Source organism: Kangiella koreensis DSM 16069 (assembly GCF_000024085.1).
Lineage (GTDB): Bacteria > Pseudomonadota > Gammaproteobacteria > Enterobacterales > Kangiellaceae > Kangiella > Kangiella koreensis.
This window is the reverse complement of sequence record NC_013166.1, coordinates 1930571-1947254: the sequence shown is the minus strand read 5'-3', so window position 1 is coordinate 1947254 and position 16684 is coordinate 1930571. Positions and strand designations below refer to the sequence as shown.

Annotated in this window: 22 protein-coding genes; 11 read left to right on the top strand and 11 right to left on the bottom strand. The window is 43.9% G+C overall.

The genetic code is table 11. From position 1 onward, the window contains the following. Positions 1-112: 112 nt before the first annotated feature. Positions 113-940, top strand: a complete 828-nt coding sequence (locus tag KKOR_RS09045; RefSeq protein WP_015780819.1) for a MipA/OmpV family protein — start codon at positions 113-115, stop codon at positions 938-940. 112 nt (positions 941-1052) lie between these two features. Here the strand turns inward: KKOR_RS09045 and KKOR_RS09040 are convergent, their stop codons facing one another. The 8 genes from KKOR_RS09040 to KKOR_RS09005 form a co-directional block, all read right to left on the bottom strand. Continuing rightward, complete coding sequence (locus KKOR_RS09040) at positions 1053-1301, bottom strand: TIGR03643 family protein (RefSeq protein ID WP_015780818.1); 249 nt, start codon at positions 1299-1301, stop codon at positions 1053-1055. 65 nt (positions 1302-1366) lie between these two features. Next, entirely contained in the window at positions 1367-1714 is a 348-nt protein-coding gene (locus KKOR_RS09035; RefSeq protein ID WP_041296039.1) for a hypothetical protein, read from the bottom strand. A 117-nt stretch (positions 1715-1831) separates the two neighbouring features. Next, positions 1832-2107, bottom strand: coding sequence for a hypothetical protein (locus KKOR_RS09030; protein WP_015780817.1), 276 nt, complete (start codon positions 2105-2107; stop codon positions 1832-1834). Positions 2108-2160: 53 nt separating this feature from the next. Then, a complete protein-coding gene (locus KKOR_RS09025) occupies positions 2161-2415 on the bottom strand; it encodes a hypothetical protein (protein WP_015780816.1) in 255 nt (84 codons plus the stop codon). Position 2416: 1 nt separating this feature from the next. Beyond that, complete coding sequence (locus tag KKOR_RS09020; protein WP_041296038.1) at positions 2417-2773, bottom strand: VOC family protein; 357 nt, start codon at positions 2771-2773, stop codon at positions 2417-2419. Between the two features lie 75 nt (positions 2774-2848). Beyond that, positions 2849-3166 (bottom strand): quaternary ammonium compound efflux SMR transporter SugE, encoded by a 318-nt coding sequence (sugE, locus tag KKOR_RS09015; protein ID WP_015780811.1) that lies wholly within the window; start codon positions 3164-3166, stop codon positions 2849-2851. Between the two features lie 99 nt (positions 3167-3265). After that, a complete protein-coding gene (locus tag KKOR_RS09010) occupies positions 3266-3697 on the bottom strand; it encodes a hypothetical protein (RefSeq protein ID WP_015780814.1) in 432 nt (143 codons plus the stop codon). Between the two features lie 151 nt (positions 3698-3848). After that, positions 3849-4457: a short chain dehydrogenase gene (locus KKOR_RS09005; RefSeq protein ID WP_015780813.1), complete on the bottom strand. Its 609-nt coding sequence runs from the start codon at positions 4455-4457 to the stop codon at positions 3849-3851. Positions 4458-4566: 109 nt separating this feature from the next. Here KKOR_RS09005 and KKOR_RS09000 point away from each other — a divergent pair, with 109 nt between their 5' ends. Next, positions 4567-5457 (top strand): LysR family transcriptional regulator, encoded by an 891-nt coding sequence (locus tag KKOR_RS09000; protein ID WP_015780812.1) that lies wholly within the window; start codon positions 4567-4569, stop codon positions 5455-5457. Between the two features lie 99 nt (positions 5458-5556). Here the strand turns inward: KKOR_RS09000 and sugE (KKOR_RS08995) are convergent, their stop codons facing one another. After that, a complete protein-coding gene (gene sugE, locus KKOR_RS08995) occupies positions 5557-5874 on the bottom strand; it encodes a quaternary ammonium compound efflux SMR transporter SugE (RefSeq protein WP_015780811.1) in 318 nt (105 codons plus the stop codon). Positions 5875-6371: 497 nt separating this feature from the next. Here sugE (KKOR_RS08995) and KKOR_RS08990 point away from each other — a divergent pair, with 497 nt between their 5' ends. After that, on the top strand, positions 6372-7001 hold the full coding sequence (locus KKOR_RS08990; protein ID WP_015780810.1) for a hypothetical protein: 630 nt from the start codon (positions 6372-6374) through the stop codon (positions 6999-7001). Between the two features lie 34 nt (positions 7002-7035). After that, positions 7036-7773, top strand: coding sequence for a DUF3307 domain-containing protein (locus KKOR_RS08985; protein WP_015780809.1), 738 nt, complete (start codon positions 7036-7038; stop codon positions 7771-7773). Here KKOR_RS08985 and KKOR_RS08980 read toward each other — a convergent pair. Continuing rightward, positions 7770-8621, bottom strand: coding sequence for a DUF6279 family lipoprotein (locus KKOR_RS08980; protein WP_015780808.1), 852 nt, complete (start codon positions 8619-8621; stop codon positions 7770-7772). The two genes, KKOR_RS08985 and KKOR_RS08980, sit on opposite strands and share 4 nt — an antisense overlap. Before the next feature lie 189 nt (positions 8622-8810). Here KKOR_RS08980 and KKOR_RS13735 point away from each other — a divergent pair, with 189 nt between their 5' ends. Further along, positions 8811-10940: a pilin gene (locus tag KKOR_RS13735; RefSeq protein WP_015780807.1), complete on the top strand. Its 2130-nt coding sequence runs from the start codon at positions 8811-8813 to the stop codon at positions 10938-10940. Between the two features lie 150 nt (positions 10941-11090). On the opposite strand, the gene KKOR_RS08970 is transcribed toward KKOR_RS13735, so the two are convergent. Beyond that, on the bottom strand, positions 11091-11711 hold the full coding sequence (locus KKOR_RS08970) for an FKBP-type peptidyl-prolyl cis-trans isomerase (RefSeq protein WP_015780806.1): 621 nt from the start codon (positions 11709-11711) through the stop codon (positions 11091-11093). A 182-nt stretch (positions 11712-11893) separates the two neighbouring features. Here KKOR_RS08970 and KKOR_RS08965 point away from each other — a divergent pair, with 182 nt between their 5' ends. From KKOR_RS08965 to KKOR_RS08940, 6 genes are all read left to right on the top strand, one after another. Further along, on the top strand, positions 11894-12799 hold the full coding sequence (locus KKOR_RS08965; protein WP_015780805.1) for a recombination-associated protein RdgC: 906 nt from the start codon (positions 11894-11896) through the stop codon (positions 12797-12799). A gap of 3 nt (positions 12800-12802) precedes the next feature. Beyond that, positions 12803-14227 carry a hypothetical protein gene (locus KKOR_RS08960; RefSeq protein WP_015780804.1) on the top strand — a complete coding sequence of 475 codons (1425 nt, stop codon included), beginning with the start codon at positions 12803-12805 and terminating at the stop codon, positions 14225-14227. Positions 14228-14304: 77 nt separating this feature from the next. Continuing rightward, positions 14305-14595: a GIY-YIG nuclease family protein gene (locus tag KKOR_RS08955; protein WP_015780803.1), complete on the top strand. Its 291-nt coding sequence runs from the start codon at positions 14305-14307 to the stop codon at positions 14593-14595. A gap of 357 nt (positions 14596-14952) precedes the next feature. Continuing rightward, positions 14953-15816, top strand: coding sequence for a prenyltransferase (locus tag KKOR_RS08950; protein WP_015780802.1), 864 nt, complete (start codon positions 14953-14955; stop codon positions 15814-15816). 57 nt (positions 15817-15873) lie between these two features. Then, a complete protein-coding gene (locus KKOR_RS08945; RefSeq protein WP_015780801.1) occupies positions 15874-16158 on the top strand; it encodes a YdeI/OmpD-associated family protein in 285 nt (94 codons plus the stop codon). 31 nt (positions 16159-16189) lie between these two features. Continuing rightward, on the top strand, positions 16190-16675 hold the full coding sequence (locus KKOR_RS08940; RefSeq protein WP_015780800.1) for a YchJ family protein: 486 nt from the start codon (positions 16190-16192) through the stop codon (positions 16673-16675). Positions 16676-16684 lie beyond the last annotated feature (9 nt).

The following is a 16684-nucleotide window of genomic DNA, read 5'->3' as shown; positions in this document are numbered from 1 at the left end:
TCAGTACGAACCTAACATAAAAAAATCGCTAAAATGCGATCTCTTGACGAAAGTTTCACGACTGCCCACCCAAACTAACCTTATACAAACACATTCTTGAAAGAGTTTCCCCATGAAAAAGCTTACCAGTTTATTGTCAATTATGTTCATACAGGGTCTTTTCTATCAAACCGCACTGGCGCAAGATGAAAAAACGGCTTTAGTACCTTTACCTTCGGTCGATGACTTCACCAAGGGTGAAGATGGCTGGGCTTTCGGGCTTGGCCTTGGTATTGAGTACGAGTCTGCCTACGAAGGTTCGGACGAATTTGGTTTCGAAGCCCAGCCTGCTGGTGCCGTACAATGGCGCAGTGGTGATGATATTTTCTACTTTGCGGGTGAAGCGCTGGGTTGGCGTGGTCTCCGCGCTGATACCTGGCTATTCGATGCCGCTGTGGCCTTCGACGAAGGGCGTGAAGAAGGTGATTCCGATGACGGCTATTTGGATGGACTCGGTGATCAAGAAGAGGATACTGAGTTAGTTCTTCAAACACGTTACGCTCTCGACGCCGATTGGCGCTATTGGCTGGTTGGTCGAGTAGTGACTGGAGGCAGCGGAAATCTAGGTCTATTCGGAGTAGGGTACCGCTTCGGCGATCAACTTGATGGAACCGGCTCTGAAATTAACTTGGTTGGGGTATTTCACGATAGTGAATATGCCAATAAAGGTTTCGGTATCAACGCAGAGCAGTCGGCTGCATCGGGATTGCCCGAAACCAACTTAAGTGGCGGATTCCGTTCGATTGGGATTGATTACACTTATCGCTATTACCTCAACGATAACTGGCAGATTTTCGGCGAAGCACTCTATGAGCATTTCAGCAGCGACGTTCAGGATAGCCCAATCGCTCGCAGCAACTACGAAGCCGAAGTAAGCGTTGGATTTATTTATCTATTCTAGATCCTAGATCGACTAACACCTCAAGCAGGGCACGCTTCAGCGTGTCCTGCTTACTTCAATCGTGATGGAGGTAGGTTTACAAAACCTCGAAGTCACTATCGTTCGTTCGAGGCTACATTTGCTGCTTATATTGAGTAGGGCAGTACCCACGGTCAACTTCTGGACTGCGTAGTTTTAGATGTTTCGTTTTCCTTCCAGAAACTCGTTTGCGCCATAGACGAAAACTTGAAGGTTTTAACTCTTTTCGCATTAACTCTATGACTGCCTGTTCCGGTAAGCCGTATAAGGTTTCAATAGCCTCGAAAGGCGTTCGATCTTCCCAAGCCATCTCAATGACTCGTGATACATCACTTTCTTTCATGCTGAATTATATTGTTGTTAATTGATAAGCCATTGTGAGGGTTAGCTCGTCAAAAAAGCATGAAATCAAAAGTTGCGGTGATTGTTACCAATAAGTTGTGTGAAGTGCGAATAGGATGCTGAATGCTCTTCGGCGATATTTCGTAGGGTTTCTATTACGTTATCAATCGTGTTGTTTGCTCTAAGAGCTTGATGCTTGTTTAGAGAAAATTCCTTGTTACATCGAGGCTTAATATTGACTAACGCCTGTTTCTCTAATGCAGATACTATCGTCTTGGCTTCATTCTGCTCGAACGAGCCTGCCAAGCGCAGAAGATTGAAGGAAAACCTCTCCAAAATAGAATTGTCTGAGCGAGAGGAAAGATAATCCCAATACTCATCGGAAAATCCAATTCGGTTTTTGCCGGTCACCACACCTGTATCTTTAACGCGCTGTTCAGAGTTGTTGGTGAAGATGTCAGTTAATGACCTCTGAAGGTGAGGGTGGCTAACCTGCTTGAAAATGGTTTGAAGTTTATTTGCCGGATTTTTCTATGCTCCGAATCCTACCCTAGAACCACGTAGCGTAATGGTCTCAAGGTGTCTTAACCAGCGATCTCCAAGGATTTTCCCACCAATGGGTTGGTACTTACCTAAGTAAATCACTTCGTCATCAAATCGTATTAAGTATAAACCAGGTCCGGATAGGTTCTGTTGTAGGTCTGAGGAGATTTTATGTAACCCAAACGAAAGATTGAGCGGCTCTTGTAATGTGGCGACTTGGTTAACTTTGATGACTTCGTTAATCGGTACTGAAGTGACAATCATGACTTCCTCGAAAATAATAATGACTTTAGAGTTGTGTTAAATGACCGATCGAGTTATTGATTCTTACCCGTTTTTGATTTTTTGGATCGTGCCATTTGGTTGAGCAAATCTTCAACCTGTTGTCTTGAACGACAAACGTTCTCGCAGGGAATATCGTCATTATCACCATCTCTTTTTCCGAACTTGCCATCAGGATGATCCGCAATAACTTCAGCGCATGAGCGGTAATACTTACAATACTTCGCCGCACTTATTTCAGAAGTGAATAGCAGAAAAATAACCAATAGAAGCAAAGGGAGTTTCGTCATTTTATTCCTTAAACTCTCTTAACTGAATATGATTGCCGTCTGAGTCTGCAATGTTGCAAACAGTGAATAGTGGATTTGACCATTCGCCTTCAAATGATTGACCGCCTAACTCTTGAGCTCTTACTTTTGCTGTATCAAGATTATCGACTGTCATAAACAGCTTAATCGGATTGAAATTGGTTTGCGGCATTTCAATTGGTGGGATGTGAATAATGATATTAAATCCATCTCTTTCCAAACTAATAAAATCTGATATTTCTCGAGTGACTTCCATCGAGAATAATTCCTTATAAAAGTTTGTTAGAGCTTTAATATCGTTGGAGTGGATTAAAGCTCCATTTTTTGCTGGTTTATTCATATTGATTCTTATTAACGCCGCGCTCACCGGTAAATTGGGAGCACAGCGAGTAATTTATCCGAGTGCAGCGCCTTGTTAGGCATGGGCCAATTTAAGACCAACAATACCCGCGCAAATCAGCCCTAAACTGACTAATTTAAGGACGTCAGCTGACTCGCCGAACAACAATATTCCTAGAAGCGCCGTGCCTACTGCACCAATACCCACCCATATCGCATAGGCTGTACCGACAGGCAACGTTTTCAAAGCCAAACCGAGCAATAGAAAACTTGCAACCAACGAAATCACCGTACCAATAGTAGGCCAAAGCTTCGTAAAGCCGTCTGTGTACTTCAATCCAATGGCCCAGCCAATCTCCAAAAGACCAGCTACAAACAAAATTACCCAACTCATAAACACCTCTCAATTAGCTCTGGGGCCGTCCCCTAACGAAATTGAGAGGTGAGGTCGTCCTCACTTCAGAATGCCTAACGCTGCAAACAGGCGCGCGCGTTAGCGCGTCCATGCCTGCTTTGCCTTGTTAAATAACGAGCTTGATATTGTTACCCAATAATAAAGCCCTATTAAAAATACACTTGATATTACCATTAACTCCAAGGCATCTTTACCTAAACTAGTTGGTAAAAACCATGAAGACTTTTCAATTAGGGTCCAAATAAGAACAATGCTCGCTACTAGGACGCTGCAACTTATGAGGGCAAAGTTTAAAGCCGTTTTATAATGTTCTTTGAATGATACAAGCCATAGGCCAGCAGTACCCAAAAATGCAAGTAGTGATATAGCTATACCCAAAACACCTTCCAATGGGTATTGGTATGCACCAAACAATTTTTCCACGCCAGCCACACCAAATGATGCCGCAGGTATACATAGCACCGTGCCAGGTATTGCTGCGAAGAAGACTGTAGCGACTTTTCTATACATAGTTATTTAACGCCTTAAGAAGGGGCTGCCTGTAAGGCAGTCCCGCTTGCTTAAATTGTTATAGGGGGTAACACGCGGAGATATGGAGATTTGTCAGCAAGGACATAAAAATTCCCGGTGCCAATCGTAGCCTAGAGTTTTACAGAAATCATTAGGCGTCGACTGTAATGACCTCACCGGTAATAAAGCCATCAACAGAGCGAGCAAAGGCCTTACCTACCAAACTACCCGGCACAGGTTGAAAGCCCGACATCATCTCACCATATACATCCCAAGCTTCTTCAATAACCGTTGGGTTAATTGAATTCACGCGAATCCCTCGTGGTAATTCATAGGCTACGCATTTCACAAAGGTATCAATAGCTCCACTGGTAGTCGCATCTGCAATTGCCATCGGAATTGGCTTGGAGCTGAGAATACCTGTGATCAGTGAGAATGAACCGCCATCATTGACGTATTCTTGCCCAATACGTACTAAATTGATCTGCCCCATCATCTTGCTCAATACCGTCGTCATCCACTGCTGCTCGGTCATGTCACTAAAGTCGGCGTACTCGCAAACACCCACGGTATTCACTACAGCGTCAAAAGACCCTACTTGCTTGAACAGTTCTCTGATCGACTCTTCACTGCCAATATCGACCTGATAATCAGCGCCCTTTCCAGAGCCGCTAGCGGTAACTATGTCATGGTGCCCCAGCCCACTTAATGCCGCCTGACCGATTTTTCCTGATGCGCCAATAACAATAACTTTCTTCATTTAAAATACCCTGTTTTTATCAATGATTGTGTCTCTCGACGTTTCAGTGGCTATAGTAGAGATAAGGAGATACAATTAGAAACAGATATCACTTGTTAGAGATACAAGTATGAGCAAGATTGATAGATTGGAAATACGCCAGTTAAGGTTACTTCAGGCGCTATTACGCGAACAGAATGTCTCCCGTGTCGCACAACAGGTAGGCTTAACCCAGCAAGCAGTTAGCGATCAGTTGAGAAAGCTGCGAGATATTTTTGATGATCGCCTATTCTTGCGTAAAAGCAATGGCCTGATACCAACACCGCTGGCCCTACAACTAGGTGATAAGGTCGACACATTACTGCAAGGGTTTGAGCAACTATTGGTACCAGAGTCATTCGAACCTAGCCTTATTGATAGTACCTATGTCATCGCAGCAACAGACTATGCTCAGCAGGTTGTCCTACCCGAGCTTCTCTCTAAGATGAGACAGCAAGCACCGAAATTGAGGATTATTATTCAAGACTTGGATATTGATAATTTGGCTGACGCTATGGCAGCCGGGAAAATTAACCTGGTAGTGGCATTCCCAGACTTTGTACCTAACAGCTATCCTTGCCTCACTTTATTTACCGAACACCACGTATGTGTTGCGCCTAAAGATTCACCCCTAGCAGGAAAAAAACTAAGCCTCGAAGCGATTGCACATCACCCACAGATTATTACCTCACCGTCTAGACCCAATTTTCGTGGCTCAATTGATTCATGGTTTGAGGAGTTCGGCCTTAAGCGCAACGTAGTGATCTCAGCTCCCTGCTTTTCGATCGTGCCGTTGTACTTGAACGCCACCGATGCGATTGCCTTTTTACCCTCACGAGCATTGGACGATAGTGGTTTATCTATCATCGACTTGAGGGAGAGCCCTGTAAGTTTTGATGTAATAACAGCTTGGCATCCACGCTCGAACAATGACCCCTTGCATAATTGGGTTGTTGATTTTTTGCGTAGTGGATTGGATTAATACTGCAGGCGTAATAGCAGAACTATCCTTACCCTATAACGCCGCGCTCACCGGTAAATTGGGAGCACAGCGAGTAATTTATCCGAGTGCAGCGCCTTGTTAGGCATGGGCCAATTTAAGACCAACAATACCCGCGCAAATCAGCCCTAAACTGACTAATTTAAGGACGTCAGCTGACTCGCCGAACAACAATATTCCTAGAAGCGCCGTGCCTACTGCACCAATACCCACCCATATCGCATAGGCTGTACCGACAGGCAACGTTTTCAAAGCCAAACCGAGCAATAGAAAACTTGCAACCAACGAAATCACCGTACCAATAGTAGGCCAAAGCTTCGTAAAGCCGTCTGTGTACTTCAATCCAATGGCCCAGCCAATCTCCAAAAGACCAGCTACAAACAAAATTACCCAACTCATAAACACCTCTCAATTAGCTCTGGGGGCCGTCCCCTAACGAAATTGAGAGGTGAGGTCGTCCTCACTTCAGAATGCCTAACATTATATTACCGGACAACGCCGATAACCTTTTGATTTTAAATTAATTATTTTCAATGTCCGTTTTTTCGGCTAATACCATATAAAACCGGACATTTTTGTTCTGGTATCTGCTTCACTTTACAGTCAGTTATTGGCTGTTGAGAAACCATAAGGTCTTATAATAGTTAGGTTTTTGGTGATTGCAATGGGTTTGTGGGATTGGTTGCCGATGGGGTAAAGCTTAAAATGCCAAAGATCAGATCACCTAAAGGTACTTCCTTCGGTCGTCTGAATCACATAAGAGCAGATTCTGAATCCAGTTCAGAATGACATGCCTTGTGTAAGGCGCTCTCAAATAGCGCTCATAACCAACCTACAGATATTTTGAATAATGCGTATAATTGACAATATACACTTTAAGGCGTATAAATTGATTTATGAGTACAAAAAATATACCGACTGTCGCGGTTATTACCGGTGACATAATCAATTCCAGGGCCAAGAAGGACTCTAAGGATTGGCTTGAGCCTTTAAAAAAGGCGTTGGCTACGCTTGGGGAATCGCCTCGTCAGTGGCAGGTCTATCGTGGAGACAGTTTTCAGCTGCGGTTGGATAAGCCTGAATATGCGTTGGATATTGCGGTCTGGCTGAAGGCGGTTGTGCGTTCGACAAAGGGGTTGGATGTGCGTATGGCGGTGGGGATCGGTGATATGACCCATAAGGCGGATTCGGTATTGGAGTCGAATGGTTCGGCTTTTGTGAATTCCGGCGATCTGTTTGATGAGCTGAAAAAACGTACTTTAGCAATTAAGACGCCGTGGGATGAGGTGGATGAGCTGTTGAATCTGAATCTGAAGTTGGCTTTGCTGACGATGGATGGCTGGTCGGTGACAGTTGCCGAGGTGGTGCGCGCCAGTATGCAAAATACCAATGCGACGCAGACTGAAATTGCTGAAATGTTAGGTGTTACTCAAAGTCGGGTCAGTGAGCGACAGAATCGGTCGGGGTTCGATGCTATTATGGAGATGTTGGCTTACAGTCAAAAGCTGATTAAGCGACACCTGTAATTTCACCGTATTCTAAGGAATTTGTGGGAAGCCTATGACATTACTCTTCTTAAAATTATTGCTCGCGCACCTGGTCGCGGATTTTGTTATCCAACCGTTAAAGTGGATTAAGGATAAGGAGCAAAAAGCTTTTGCTTCGACTGGATTAATCTTGCATGCGAGCGTTCATGCTGTGCTCTACGCCATTGCTTTTTCATTCAATCCTGATTACTGGTTAGGCTTTGCTATTTTGGTGGTTTCTCACTATCTGATTGATGGTTTTAAGTGCATGGCAGGGCGTTATGCTGATAACTACAGTCTTCCCGAGTCATTTATCAATCGCCGTACTTTCTTTGTTATCGATCAGGTATTACATCTGGCGATTATTGCCTTTGTGGTGTCGTTGTATTTTACCGGTATAAGCGAGTGGGTTATTCCACAGGAAAAAATTCTGGCGCTTATCATTGCGGTTCTTCTTTTAACTCGCGTTTCATCGATTATCATCAAAGTGCTGATTTCACGCTGGGCGCCATTGAATGTTTACGATGGTGATCATTCGCTGGCTAATGCGGGTAGCTTTATCGGTATGTTGGAACGTCTGTTTATATTCGTCTTTATTCTTTCGGGTAACTGGCATGGCATTGGCTTCCTGCTTGCCGCCAAATCGGTATTCCGCTTTGGCGACTTAAAAGAGGCGCATGATCGCAAGCTGACTGAGTATATTTTGATTGGTACTTTGATTAGCTTTGGTTTAGCAATAGCGGTTGGCTTAGCCTATTTGTACCTGATTTAATCATCTATCAGATCTTCAAAGTCTTCGCGGTAGTCTGCAATTTCTTCGAGCAAATGGCGTTTTTGTTTAGCGCTTAATGTGCGGAAGATTTTGAGCTGATATTCTTTGTAGATATTGCCGTTGTACTCGCGAATCTTGTTAAGTTCTTCGCCACCTACTTGATAGGGATCGGTGATCAGGCTTTTAATGGCTGCTTTGCCGCCTTCGGTTTTTCTTTCTGCTAGCGCTGTTCTAAAAGCATCGCGCCATTTGGCTCGATATTGGTAGGTTACTTCTCCTGATGATTTAAGCAGGCTGGCCATTTCTTTGATCAGTTCTTCTTGGTCATCGTTAAGGCTTCCAATCCATTCATCAAAGCTATCTTCGAGTCGTTCCAGTCTCTCTTCCTGTCGCTCTTCATCGGTTTTTTCTTTGAATTCTTCGTATTGTTTTTTGGCCTCTTTGTCGAGGTTATCCATTAACTGCTTAACCTGTTCATCGGTCAGGCTGGCAGTCTGTGCGACTAAATTGTCGCTCATTTCATCAAGCAGGGTATTGTAGAAGCCGCGCATATCACGTTGATAACGGTCATAGGTCTGATGAATAGCGCCTGATTTTATGTCAGCTTCCATGCGGTTAAGCATTGAAACGTATTTAGGGAGTTCATTCGAGCGATGCCACTCTGTTTTCAGTTCAAGCAGTTGTTCCAGCGTATCTTCCTGCTGGCTGTTGAGTTCAACGTAATCGTCAAGATACCAGGGCACGACCCAGTCCAGGCGGTTGTACCAGAATTTAATACCGCAGGCCTGAATAAAGAAAACACCTAAAAGCACGATAAGTATTCGTGAGCTTTTATTTAAATTGGTCATATTGTTCCTTGGTTTGTTTTATTGTTAGTTAACCTCATGAGGTTAACTAATCTACCCACTATAAGCGATTCGAGTGAATAACTCGTCAATTAGTTCCATGTTTCAGTTAATTAAGCTATGGGGTAGAATACGCGTGTTTTTTGAATCACAAATTAAAGACTTAATGACAATAACAGAAGAGGGAATGGAATGAAGCGTTTTATTGGGGCCTTTCTAACGGCAAGTTTAATGTTTTTTATTGTAGCTTGTTCGGACGATAAAAAAGAGACGGTTAAGCCAGCCGACAAACCATTAGTTCAATCAGCCTGGTTGCAGTCATCGCTTCCAGACAGCACCGTTGCTTACGTGCGTGTACCAACCGCCTGGTTCCTGTTCACGGGACAAGATAACGGTTTTAAGTTAGCGCAAAACAATGAAGCTCATAATGAGCAGGTTAAAGCCATTCAAGCAGCGCTTAACCAAAACATCCTGACTCACCTGGAAGCACCAGTGGATGCTATCTCTAAACTGTTTGTTGAACACATGACCTCACCGCTTGAAGTAGCCTTTGTTCAAGAGTCAGCGGGTAAGCCGATGCCGATTATGGTGTATGCAACGCGTTTTAACTTTGCAGACAACAAGACATTTAACGATACTTTGGTGGCTTTAACGGCAGACTTGAAAGCACAAGGTATTAATCATACGGCTAACGATGATGGCACTGGTTCTTTCTCCATGCCGGGCGCTATGGCGCGTTATCAATATGATGCGAAAACTCAGCAGTTTGTGATGGCAACAGGTTTCGCCACTTCATTTACCGTGTTGAGCAACGTTATGGAGTCGATAAAAGACAATCCGCAACATGCTATGCAAGATATTGAAAGTCAGATTGATAGTAGCGGCAAAGGTTTGTTCGGCTGGGTTAATACCAAGCAGATTATGCCGATGTTGACTATGAGCTTGCCGCCTCAGCAACTAGCAGAGCTTCAGGATTATGGTCTCGATCAGATGAACGCTATCGGTTTTGGTTATGGCGTCAGCGAAGGCAAAACGCGCTTAACCATGCTGGTTGATATGCCAAAGGTGGGGATTCGCGACTTTATTCCTGCGGTTAATAATGATTTTGATATAAAGACCGTGGGCACACCGCGAACTATGGCGCTGTTATCGATCCCGACATACGAAGAGCAGGTGCGTTTATTCAACAGCATCAACAAAGCCAAAGGCGATAACGCCAGTCTGGAAGAACTGAATCAACAGGTGGTTGAGAAACTGGGCTTTAGTGTTGAGCAATTGGCCAGTGTGTTTGGGCCAGAGCTGATCTATTTCCGAGATGACGTTGGTGGTTTTACCGCTACTAAAGTTAATGATCCTGAACTGATGCAACAGATGATTGATAGCTTGGTCAAAAATGCCGAGGGCAACTATCAAGTGACTAAGCATCAAGGTAAAGAGATCCATTTATTAGAATTTAAAACAATTACAAATGATAAGTTTGCTGATCTTTCCAACGCAACGCCATTAAGTTTTGAAAAAACTCTTTCTAAAATTAATTCACGTCTTTACTGGACTATTGAAAACGGCTATCTGATTTACTCGTCTGTGCCACAGCCTTTGATGGAGAGAGCTAGTCGTAGACCAAGTGTTTCTTTAGCTGAGTGGGTTAAAGAGAAGCAGGGCCAGGATGTGACTCATTCGCTGTTTGCGGCAACGACTTCGGTTCGCGATTTGTCGCGTAACTCTTATCACTATTATTTAGAAGCTTTGCTGATGGTGGCGGATCTAACTGAGGCTGATTTTGACATCATGGCTTTACCAACCGCTGATCAGATGGATTTTGCTGAATATGGCGCTGTCGGTTTCAAACTGGATTCGAGCGATAAGTATTTGGGCGTAGAATTGACTTTCGAGCAAAGCGCCAGCGATATTTTATTTGCGGGTGGTGGCATGCAAACTGTTGCGGTAACCGGTATTTTAGCTGCAGTAGCGATTCCTGCTTATCAGGACTACACCAAGCGTGCCAAACTGGCTCAGGCAACAGTGACTGCCAATAGTTTGAAAAGTCAGGTTGCTTACGCGCAAGCGATGGGTGAGTCGTTCGAAGAGTTGGATTTAGGCAAGCACGGCATCGGTGCTGATTTGTCGACAGCAGAAGCAATCGAGTATGTTGATGTGGAAGATGGCGTGGTTACTATATATCTTAATCCGATGACTTTTGGTAATGGCTATAGTGACGTCTATGCGAAGTATGAGCCAATCGTTGAGAAAGATATCATTGTCGGCTGGAATTGTGACTCTAATCTAGACTACAAATTCCGCGAAAGAGTGTGTGGGTTTTGATTCGGCAGTTTTGATTGATATTGACGTACGGGCGATTCATGAATCGCCCCTACAAAAACAAAAAGCCCGCAGAACCTGATGGTCTTGCGGGCTTTTTTGTTTCTTTCTGCTTTCTTGCTAATGAAGAAAGAGAGAGAGAATTACAGCCGTTTATGAAACGATATCAAGTAACTCAATCTCGAATATCAAAGCCTGGAACGGGCCAATTGCGCCGCCAGCACCTTGTTCGCCATAAGCTAGCTGGTATGGAACATAAAGTTTCCACTTAGAACCAACAGGCATCATTTGTAATGCTTCAGTCCAGCCTTTAATCACGCCGCCGACCGGAAATTCAGCCGGTTCGCCACGCTTGTATGAGCTGTCGAATTCCTGACCATCAACCAAAGTACCTGCATAATGAGTACGAACGGTTGAGTCAGCAGTTGGCTTTTCGCCAGAACCTTCAGTGATAACTTCGTATTGCAAACCGCTTTCAAGCACAGTCACTTCATCGCGCTTGGCATTTTCTGCTAAGAAGGTTTCGCCTTCTGCTGCGTACTTTTTCGCCATTTCAGCTTGTTGGGCCTGAAGACGTTCCTGAATTTCCATGAAAGCAGCGTTAATGTCGTCGGCTGGAATTTGAGGGTTTTGGCCAGCGAAAGCGTCTTGGATACCGCTAACAACGGCGTCGATTGATACACCTTCAAAAGCACCTTTCACTTGCTGACCCATTTGTAGGCCAATACCGTAGGAGGCTTTGGCTTCTGTTGACGTGAAGTCTGGAGTAGACATTGTAATTTCCTAAATTGCGAATCAATTAGCTATGTGGGGATGGATTGTTGAAATTAAAGGCTTTTCGGCCAATTCCTTGATTTGAGTCCCCTGAATCAGCAATTTGCCTGTTGCTAACTCTGGCGGATAGGGTCGAACTTCGCCATAATACGCCCCCTAATTCTTGCGCAAATGTAGTCCTCATGTGGTTTCGTAATTGTTATATTTATCACCTCACATCATCGTTTCAACATTCACCCGAAGAGCTTGCAGAGCTTCTTGAAAATCAACGCTTTAGCTCGGTTGGCAGGCAGGATACCGAAACTTTAGGCTGGATTTCTCCGCTCAATCGTCAGTTTGAGCACCTGGTTCATTCAGCCAATGGCTGTATCTTGCTGTGCCTGCGCAAAGAGCAGAAGGTGATTCCGGCCAGCATGGTCAAAGAAACCCTGGAAGAGCGTGTCTCAACGATTGAGGCGGAAGAAGGGCGTAAGGTGTTCGGCAAGGAAAAAACCGCGCTGAAAGACGATATTCTCAGTTTGTTAAAGCCGAAAGCCTTGAGCAAATCAAGCCATACTTATGGCTATATTGACCCGCGTAATAATTTATTGGTCATCAACGCAGGCAGTAATGCGGTTGCGGATAGCTTTATCGAGTTATTGATTGATAGCCTCGGCACGCTGGGCGCCGTTCGGTTGATGGGCGAAGAAAGTCCTTCAGCAATTATGAATCGTTGGTTGAAAGATGGCCTGCCGTATGACTGGACCTTAACCGGACAGTACGAGTTTAAAGATCCACAGAATGACCGCGTGGCAAAATTCAAGGACAGCGAAGAGTCGAATCCGCTGATTGATGATTTACTGGAAGATGGATACTGGGTAGAAAAGCTCGGCATTCGCTATAAAGATCAATTTAATGCAGTGATTCAGTCTGATATGCTGATAAAAAGCATTAAGTTCGACGATGAATTGCTTAAAGAAAACGAAGAGATCGACGATATCGAACCTTACGCCAGATTGGACGCCGATTTAGTTTTAATGAGCCAGACGCTGGCAGAATTTATCGCAGAACTGAAAACCGAATTTAAAGTGATTACCGAGAAGGAATAAATTGTGGTTGAACACGATAAAACCCTAACGACCGAACAGAAGGCCCTGGCGGTCAATCTGAATCCTACTCAGTACGGAACCATTGTTGAAATTGGCGCGGGTCAGGAAGTCGCGCGTCAGTTTTTCTCAGCGGGCGCTGCGGCAGGTACCATTGCCAAAACCATGTCTGCTTACGATATGCAGGTCAGCGATGATATTTATGGTAAGGCGGGGCGCTATGTTAGTCGTGAGCGCGTTGAGCAGATGCTGGTGCATGAATATGATCTTTTGCATTCGCGACTGGATGAAGTGCGCTCTGAAGATACCCAGTATTTCAGTTATGCGGCAACAGTAACTGCCCGCAGTTACAGCCAGAAGAATGAATGTCATGGCTGGATTGGAATTCGCATGCAGTTGGAGCCCAAAGCACCGCCCAGCGAAATCGTTATGCACGTTCGAATGCTTGATGAAACCAATAAAGAGCAATCTGAGGCACTGGGTATTTTCGGTGTTAATGTGGTTTATGGCGCTTTTCATTACCACAAAGACCCAAAAGTTTTTATCGAATCCTTACTCGACAATCTGGTCAATGACTTTGGTCAGAAACGTATCGAAGTCGATCTCATTCACTTTGCTGGCCACACCTTTGAAACAGTCGAAAACCGTCTGATGAACTTACACCTGGTTCGCTCCTGGTGTTGCCGAGCGGTAATGTTCGATGCAAAAGGCAGTTCAGAAGTTCCTGGCAGCATGTTGCGTAAAAAAGACGTATTGGTCATTCGTGGATCCTTTAAGCCACCAACCAAAGTACATGTGGATATGACTCAGGCTGCCATGAAGCAGTTTCTGGAAGAAGAAGGCGTGCAGGGCGATGAAGTGTTCACGGTTGCGGAAATCACCATGGCAGAGCTGGCCAATGATGGTGAAACGGATGATACGGGTTTTCTGGCACGAGTCGACTTGCTCAATAAACTTGGTTACAACGTACTGATTTCCGATTACCTACGTTTCTTCCGTTTGCGTTCCTGGATGCGCCGTTACACGCAAAATAGAATTGGTATCGTATTGAGTATCCTCGACTTCGATCAGCTATTTAATGAGTCCTATTATGATGGTCTTGAAGGCGGTATTCTCGAAGCCATGGGTAAATTATTTTCAGGCAACACCAATGTCTATGTGTACCCAACTCGAATTGGTGGCAAGTTAGTCACTCTCGACAACGTCGAAGTTGCAGACAATACTCAATACTTATTAAAACACCTGACCGAAAACAAACACCTCGTCGCTACCAAAACCTGGAACGATGAAAACCTTCATATCTCCGCGCGTAACATCGCCAAAGAAATCCCGCTAGGGCAAGGAGATTGGGAAAAGCAACTACCGGATCCCATACGCGATGAAATTAAAGCCCGCTGCATGTTTGGTTATTGTGAATTGCCGGAGAAGTAGGTGATTTTCCTGAAGGAAGGATTTTTCAAAAGATATTAATAAACAATTATAAATACGCAATAGTAAAAGGACTTACTATGAAGCAATATTACGTCTATATAATGGCGTCGAGAAAGGGTGGTGTAATTTATATTGGTGTAACAGGTAATCTCATAAAGAGAGTACATCAACACCGAGAAGGTTTAGTTGATGGATTCAGTAAGCAATATAAAACTAAACGGCTTGTCTACTTTGAGTCATCCATCGATATAAAATTATGTATTGAGCGTGAAAAACAGCTTAAAGGCTGGAAACGCCAGTGGAAGATAGGGCTGATTGAGACTGTTAATCCTGAATGGGAAGACCTTTGGATTGATATCGCCTCTTAGTCAGTTGTGAAGGCAGGTTTAACCCTGAAGGAAAGAGCAGATCCTGAATCAAGTTCAGGATGACATATCTGTGAGTTCAAACGATTTCTGATACTGCTTGTGATCTGTAGCCCACGAATTTGTAAAGAGCATACTTTCTAACTTCCGTTAAGTAATTTTTGGATCGGCAGTCAATGACACTATTTAGATTACAATCTAAAGAATTAACTCTAATATCTTGTCATCCTGAACTTGATTCAGGATCTGCTCTTCATAGCTTTAATATTTCATTGCAATCTTTTAGGGGCCAGCTTATGGTTTCCCCAATAGAAAATTTGAGACCTTGCTTTGACTACTCTTAAAACGCTCCTTAACACAATGCGCCTACCTTTTCTCCTGCTGACGCCAGCATGTGTATTGGTTGGTGTTGGTACTGCATATTGGCAAATGGGTACGCTAAATGGTTTGCATGTGCTGTTGGTCGTTGTTGGTGCTTTGTCTGCACATATCAGTGTCAATGTGTTCAACGAATATTTTGATTACAAGAGTGGTTTAGATTCTAAAACCATACGCACACCTTTCAGTGGTGGCAGTGGTGCATTACAGGCTAATCCTAATCTGGCCAGAGCGGCCTTGTGGCTTGCTTGGGTTTCTTTTTTCATAACTGCCATTGTTGGCCTTTACTTTGCGACTATACTTGGTTGGAAATTATTACCGATTGGTATTTTGGGATTATTTCTCCTCATCACTTATACCACCTGGTGGGTTTATAATCCTTGGTTGTGTCTGATTGCACCAGGTCTGGGTTTTGGTATTTTGATGATTATGGGAACACACTTTGCTTTAACCGGTGAGTACAGCTTAGTAGCATTCGTTGCATCTCTACCTGCAACTTTTCTAGTCAGTGGTTTACTGTTACTCAATCAGTTCCCCGATGTTGAAGCCGATAAATCAATTGGGCGCAAACACTTACCCATTGTTATAGGTTTTGAAAAAAGCGCTTGGGCATTAGGTAGCTTTTATCTTCTTGCTTACCTAACTGTAATTTTAAGTGTGTTGGCAAAAATATTGCCAGTGTACTGTTTGCTCGCATTAGTAACAGTTCCATTGAGCTGGAAAGCGTTTCATGGGGCTAAGAACTTTAAAGTGGATGCCTCTCAATTAATTCCTGCAATGGGCATGAATGTTGCTGTGACTCTTTTAATACCTGTATTGCTGGCTGTCGGCTTGTTTATTGGATAAATATTATTTCGCTGTTAAAGTGCGAATATATTGCCAATAGCTGAAATGGAATTTTGTATGTCTACAAAAACAACCACCCATAAAAAAGTATCCGGTGGAGTGGTTCATAAGCTTCCTAACGATTTATTGGATACCTTGGTGAATAACCTTGAGGCTCTAACGTTTTGGGAAGATATTACTGAACTGGCACGAAATGAATGGATCTGCTGGGTGGAGGATGCCAAAAAAACCGAAACTAGACAGCGTAGAATTGAACGCGTTGCCAATGATCTTAAAAATGGCAAACGAAGACCTTGTTGCTGGCCAGGTTGCCCACACCGGGAAAAGGCCGGCAAGGCATGAATTCTATAATTATTAAAATTTGGTATTGCTTATGACCATTAGTTGCCCCTGCCGCATAAAAGAAAACACTAAACTTTTGGCTTACAGTGATTGTTGTGAGCCTTTTCATTTAGGTAATGCTTTGCCGGAAAAACCTGAGCAGTTGATGCGTTCGCGGTACAGCGCTTATTACTATGGCTTGGGTCAGTATATTTATGATTCGCATCATGCCGATTTTCGAGGTAATGTTTCGGTGGAAGACTTTACCCAAAGTGCTAAATCTACTCAATGGTGTGGTCTTGAGGTTGTCAGAGCGGAGCAGGATGGCGATTCAGGTGTGGTGGAGTTTAAAGCTTATTTCCTGGATAAGGATAAGCTGCACTGTCTGCACGAGGCTTCTAACTTTGTAAGACAGTCTGGCCGATGGCTGTATACCGATGGTGAATTTAAGCCAAAAACTGTAGTAAAGATTTCTAGAAATGATCCCTGTCCTTGCGGCAGTGGCAAGAAAGCGAAAAAATGTTGTTTAAATTTATAATGGCACTAA

Coding starts and splice junctions, on each gene's coding strand:
- KKOR_RS09045 (WP_015780819.1), top strand. CDS start 113: ATGAAAAAGCTTACCAGTTTATTGTCAATTATGTTCATACAGGGTCTT.
- KKOR_RS09040 (WP_015780818.1), bottom strand. CDS start 1,301: ATGAAAGAAAGTGATGTATCACGAGTCATTGAGATGGCTTGGGAAGAT.
- KKOR_RS09030 (WP_015780817.1), bottom strand. CDS start 2,107: ATGATTGTCACTTCAGTACCGATTAACGAAGTCATCAAAGTTAACCAA.
- KKOR_RS09025 (WP_015780816.1), bottom strand. CDS start 2,415: ATGACGAAACTCCCTTTGCTTCTATTGGTTATTTTTCTGCTATTCACT.
- KKOR_RS09020 (WP_041296038.1), bottom strand. CDS start 2,773: ATGAATAAACCAGCAAAAAATGGAGCTTTAATCCACTCCAACGATATT.
- sugE (WP_015780811.1), bottom strand. CDS start 3,166: ATGAGTTGGGTAATTTTGTTTGTAGCTGGTCTTTTGGAGATTGGCTGG.
- KKOR_RS09010 (WP_015780814.1), bottom strand. CDS start 3,697: ATGTATAGAAAAGTCGCTACAGTCTTCTTCGCAGCAATACCTGGCACG.
- KKOR_RS09005 (WP_015780813.1), bottom strand. CDS start 4,457: ATGAAGAAAGTTATTGTTATTGGCGCATCAGGAAAAATCGGTCAGGCG.
- KKOR_RS09000 (WP_015780812.1), top strand. CDS start 4,567: ATGAGCAAGATTGATAGATTGGAAATACGCCAGTTAAGGTTACTTCAG.
- sugE (WP_015780811.1), bottom strand. CDS start 5,874: ATGAGTTGGGTAATTTTGTTTGTAGCTGGTCTTTTGGAGATTGGCTGG.
- KKOR_RS08990 (WP_015780810.1), top strand. CDS start 6,372: ATGAGTACAAAAAATATACCGACTGTCGCGGTTATTACCGGTGACATA.
- KKOR_RS08985 (WP_015780809.1), top strand. CDS start 7,036: ATGACATTACTCTTCTTAAAATTATTGCTCGCGCACCTGGTCGCGGAT.
- KKOR_RS08980 (WP_015780808.1), bottom strand. CDS start 8,621: ATGACCAATTTAAATAAAAGCTCACGAATACTTATCGTGCTTTTAGGT.
- KKOR_RS13735 (WP_015780807.1), top strand. CDS start 8,811: ATGAAGCGTTTTATTGGGGCCTTTCTAACGGCAAGTTTAATGTTTTTT.
- KKOR_RS08970 (WP_015780806.1), bottom strand. CDS start 11,711: ATGTCTACTCCAGACTTCACGTCAACAGAAGCCAAAGCCTCCTACGGT.
- KKOR_RS08965 (WP_015780805.1), top strand. CDS start 11,894: ATGTGGTTTCGTAATTGTTATATTTATCACCTCACATCATCGTTTCAA.
- KKOR_RS08955 (WP_015780803.1), top strand. CDS start 14,305: ATGAAGCAATATTACGTCTATATAATGGCGTCGAGAAAGGGTGGTGTA.
- KKOR_RS08950 (WP_015780802.1), top strand. CDS start 14,953: ATGCGCCTACCTTTTCTCCTGCTGACGCCAGCATGTGTATTGGTTGGT.
- KKOR_RS08945 (WP_015780801.1), top strand. CDS start 15,874: ATGTCTACAAAAACAACCACCCATAAAAAAGTATCCGGTGGAGTGGTT.
- KKOR_RS08940 (WP_015780800.1), top strand. CDS start 16,190: ATGACCATTAGTTGCCCCTGCCGCATAAAAGAAAACACTAAACTTTTG.